Origin of the sequence: Pseudomonas sp. NFIX49, from assembly GCF_900115915.1 — a bacterium.
Taxonomy (GTDB): domain Bacteria; phylum Pseudomonadota; class Gammaproteobacteria; order Pseudomonadales; family Pseudomonadaceae; genus Aquipseudomonas; species Aquipseudomonas pharyngis.
The window spans coordinates 1-2,960 of the sequence record NZ_FOYE01000017.1 but is presented as its reverse complement, the minus strand read 5'-3'; the positions used below and the strand labels follow the sequence as shown (position 1 = coordinate 2,960).

Here is a 2,960-nt window from a genome sequence, read left to right as displayed (position 1 = left end):
GGGGTTTCCCCATGTGAGAGTAGGTCATCGTCAAGATTAAATTCCGAAACCCCAATTGCGAAAGCAGTTGGGGTTTTGTTTTGCCTGCAGGAAAATGGATCGTTTGAATTCTATGCAGCGGCCTGGTGCATGGCTATTATTCGGGCCTCATTTTGAGGCGAGATCAGCATGCTGACGTTGTTGAACCTTCTGAAGGATGGTCGATTCCATTCCGGTCAGGCCTTGGGTGTTGCCCTGGGAATTAGTCGAAGTGCGGTGTGGAAGCAGCTTCAGCATCTGGAAGCAGAGCTTGGGTTATCCATACATAAAGTTCGAGGGCGGGGCTATCAATTGGCCTCGCCGCTGACGCTGCTTGACTCGCGCGAAATAGAGGAAAGTATTGCTGACTGGTCTGTCAGTGTCTTTGATTCCATCGACTCAACTAATGCGGAATCGCTGCGCGCGATAGATCGAGGACGGGTGGCGCCCTTTCTTATACTGGCTGAACGGCAGAGTTCCGGGCGAGGGCGCAGGGGGCGTAAATGGGTGAGTCCATTTGCCGAAAACCTTTATTACAGTCTCGTGTTGCGCATCGATGGTGGGATGCGTCAGCTCGAGGGGCTAAGTCTTGTTGTCGGTTTGGCGGTCAGGCAGGCCTTGCATGTGCTAGGGGTGCCAAGTGCAGGGCTGAAGTGGCCCAATGATGTATTGGTCGGACGAAAAAAAATCGCCGGGATCCTGCTAGAGCTGGTTGGTGATCCAGCAGACGTTTGCCATGTAGTGTTGGGCATAGGCATCAATGTCAACATGCAGGCTACGGACGAAGTCGATCAGCAATGGACTTCAATGCGCCTAGAGTCGGGCAAGTCTTGTGATCGCAATGCTCTGGCGGTTGAGCTGAGTAAGCAGTTGCAACTCTATCTGCAGCGTCACCAATCGGGCGGCTTTTCTGCGCTTCAGGCGGAGTGGGAGGCGAGCCATTTGTGGCAAGGGCGGCCGGTTTCTCTCACTGCCGGTGTCAATAAGGTAGATGGTGTGGTGCTGGGAATCGATAATCAAGGCGCGCTGCGGCTAAAGGTGGATGGTGTGGAAAAGGTCTTTAGTGGTGGTGAGCTCAGCTTGAGGTTGCGTGATGATTCTTGAGCTCGATTGTGGAAACAGTTTTATTAAGTGGCGGGTACTGAATGCCGAGCTGAGAGTCTTGGTCGCGGAAGGTGTGGTCGATTCTGATGGGGCATTGGTTGAGGGGCTTCGATCGCTTGAGAAAATATCTCTCGATAAATGTCGCCTTGTCAGTGTAAGAACTGAAGATGAAACTAATTTGCTGATTGGCTTGCTCAGGCGTGAATTCGGCATTTCCGTCGTCTGTGCGGCGCCTGCTCGCGAGATGTCCGGTGTAAAGAATGGTTACGACGATTATGAGCGTCTTGGCCTCGATCGCTGGCTGGCGATGCTTGGTGGTTTTCACTTGGCTAAAGGGGCTTGTCTTGTTCTAGATTTCGGGACAGCGGTGACTGCCGATTTCATCTCGGCGGACGGTGATCATCTGGGGGGCTTCATTTGCCCTGGCATGCCGCTAATGCGTAATCAGCTACGTACTCATACTCGAAAAATCCGCTATGGGGATCTCGCGGCGGAGCGAGCGTTGACCAGTCAGGCTCCTGGGCGCAACACGGCTGAGGCTGTAGAGCGTGGCTGTTCGTTGATGCTCAGAGGGTTCGTATTGACGCAGCTGGAGATGGCGCATTCCTACTGGGGTGATGACTACAGTGTCTTCATTACGGGGGGTGATGCCGAACTGGTCTCGGATGTTGCGCCTGGCGCTCGGGTTGTTTCCGATTTGGTGTTCGTGGGTTTGGCTATGGCGTGTCCTTTGTCCTGAGGTTTGTATGCGTTGGTTGTTCCTTCTGCTTCTGGTACTCAATGTTTTTTATTACGTCTGGCATCAGCAGGAGGCCCCGCTACGCGCAAAGGATGTCACGCCGCTCAGTCTTTATCGTGGCTCGCAACAGGATATTCGCTTGCTGAGTGAGGCTGGTGGTGATGCTCCCCGTGAAAAAAGGACTGGTGGAAAGTCTGATGAGCAGTGTCTTTACGTAGGTGGTTTGGCGCGTCCCGAGTCCGCTCGGGCGTTAGAGCAGCGTTTGACGGAGCTTGGAGCAAAAGCTCTTCCTTCGTCAAAAGAGTCTTCCGGCGGCTCATATTGGTTCCAGCTTGCGCCCGAAACCCAGCGTTTACTGGGTGATGCTCAGCTACGAAACCTTTCCAAGGAATTCAATGGGTTAAAACATAAAATAATGCCGTGCGAGGGGGTTGCACCTACTGAATAGTTTGCATAGAATGGCGCCCGCTCCACAGCGAAGACCTGAAAAGGTTGATGTGATAGAGTGATGTCAACGCAGCTAACCTCAGGTTTTTAAATGAGAAAATGCTTGACAGAGGGTTGGCATAGTATAGAATGCCGGCCTGATTAGGAGGGGTTCCCGAGCGGCCAAAGGGATCAGACTGTAAATCTGACGTCTACGACTTCGAAGGTTCGAATCCTTCTCCCTCCACCAGATTTTAGCGTGAGCTGCAGGCTCCGCGGGTATAGTTTAGTGGTAGAACCTCAGCCTTCCAAGCTGATGATGCGGGTTCGATTCCCGCTACCCGCTCCAAGTTTGCAGGTTGTGCAAAGTGTTACGCTCTTGTAGCTCAGTTGGTAGAGCACACCCTTGGTAAGGGTGAGGTCAGCGGTTCAAATCCGCTCAAGAGCTCCATATAACAAGGCAGATATGAAAATATCTGCCTTTGTTTTAATGGCTTAAGTTGTTTGCTCAATTTCTTCTGTTAGGGGTGATATCGATGGCTAAGGAAAAATTTGATCGTTCCCTGCCGCACGTCAACGTTGGCACCATCGGTCACGTAGACCACGGTAAAACCACGTTGACCGCTGCTCTGACTCGCGTCTGCTCCGAAGTTTTCGGTTCGGCCGTAGTTGA

The 2,960-nt window shown here is 52.4% G+C and carries 4 protein-coding genes and 3 tRNA genes; all 7 read left to right on the top strand.

The genetic code is table 11. The features are described 5' to 3' along the window. Positions 1–168 precede the first annotated feature (168 nt). Positions 169–1,122 (top strand): bifunctional biotin--[acetyl-CoA-carboxylase] ligase/biotin operon repressor BirA, encoded by a 954-nt coding sequence (gene birA / locus BMZ46_RS28905; protein ID WP_074692372.1) that lies wholly within the window; start codon positions 169–171, stop codon positions 1,120–1,122. Continuing rightward, positions 1,112–1,861, top strand: a complete 750-nt coding sequence (locus tag BMZ46_RS28900; RefSeq protein WP_039773325.1) for a pantothenate kinase — start codon at positions 1,112–1,114, stop codon at positions 1,859–1,861. Before birA ends, BMZ46_RS28900 begins: the two co-directional genes overlap by 11 nt. Positions 1,862–1,868: 7 nt before the next feature. Further along, positions 1,869–2,309 carry a hypothetical protein gene (locus BMZ46_RS28895; RefSeq protein ID WP_074692370.1) on the top strand — a complete coding sequence of 147 codons (441 nt, stop codon included), beginning with the start codon at positions 1,869–1,871 and terminating at the stop codon, positions 2,307–2,309. 143 nt (positions 2,310–2,452) lie between these two features. Continuing rightward, positions 2,453–2,537, top strand: a tRNA-Tyr gene (locus BMZ46_RS28890). A gap of 25 nt (positions 2,538–2,562) precedes the next feature. Then, positions 2,563–2,636: transfer RNA gene (locus BMZ46_RS28885), tRNA-Gly, on the top strand. A gap of 26 nt (positions 2,637–2,662) precedes the next feature. Next, positions 2,663–2,738 (top strand) — tRNA-Thr (locus BMZ46_RS28880). Positions 2,739–2,823: 85 nt separating this feature from the next. Beyond that, the coding region (locus BMZ46_RS28875; RefSeq protein WP_229610192.1) for a GTP-binding protein at positions 2,824–2,960 on the top strand (137 nt) is incomplete at its 3' end.

What these genes read in the sequence shown, in the direction of transcription:
- birA (WP_074692372.1), top strand. Translation starts at nt 169, where the DNA reads ATGCTGACGTTGTTGAACCTTCTGAAGGATGGTCGATTCCATTCCGGT.
- BMZ46_RS28900 (WP_039773325.1), top strand. Translation starts at nt 1,112, where the DNA reads ATGATTCTTGAGCTCGATTGTGGAAACAGTTTTATTAAGTGGCGGGTA.
- BMZ46_RS28895 (WP_074692370.1), top strand. Translation starts at nt 1,869, where the DNA reads ATGCGTTGGTTGTTCCTTCTGCTTCTGGTACTCAATGTTTTTTATTAC.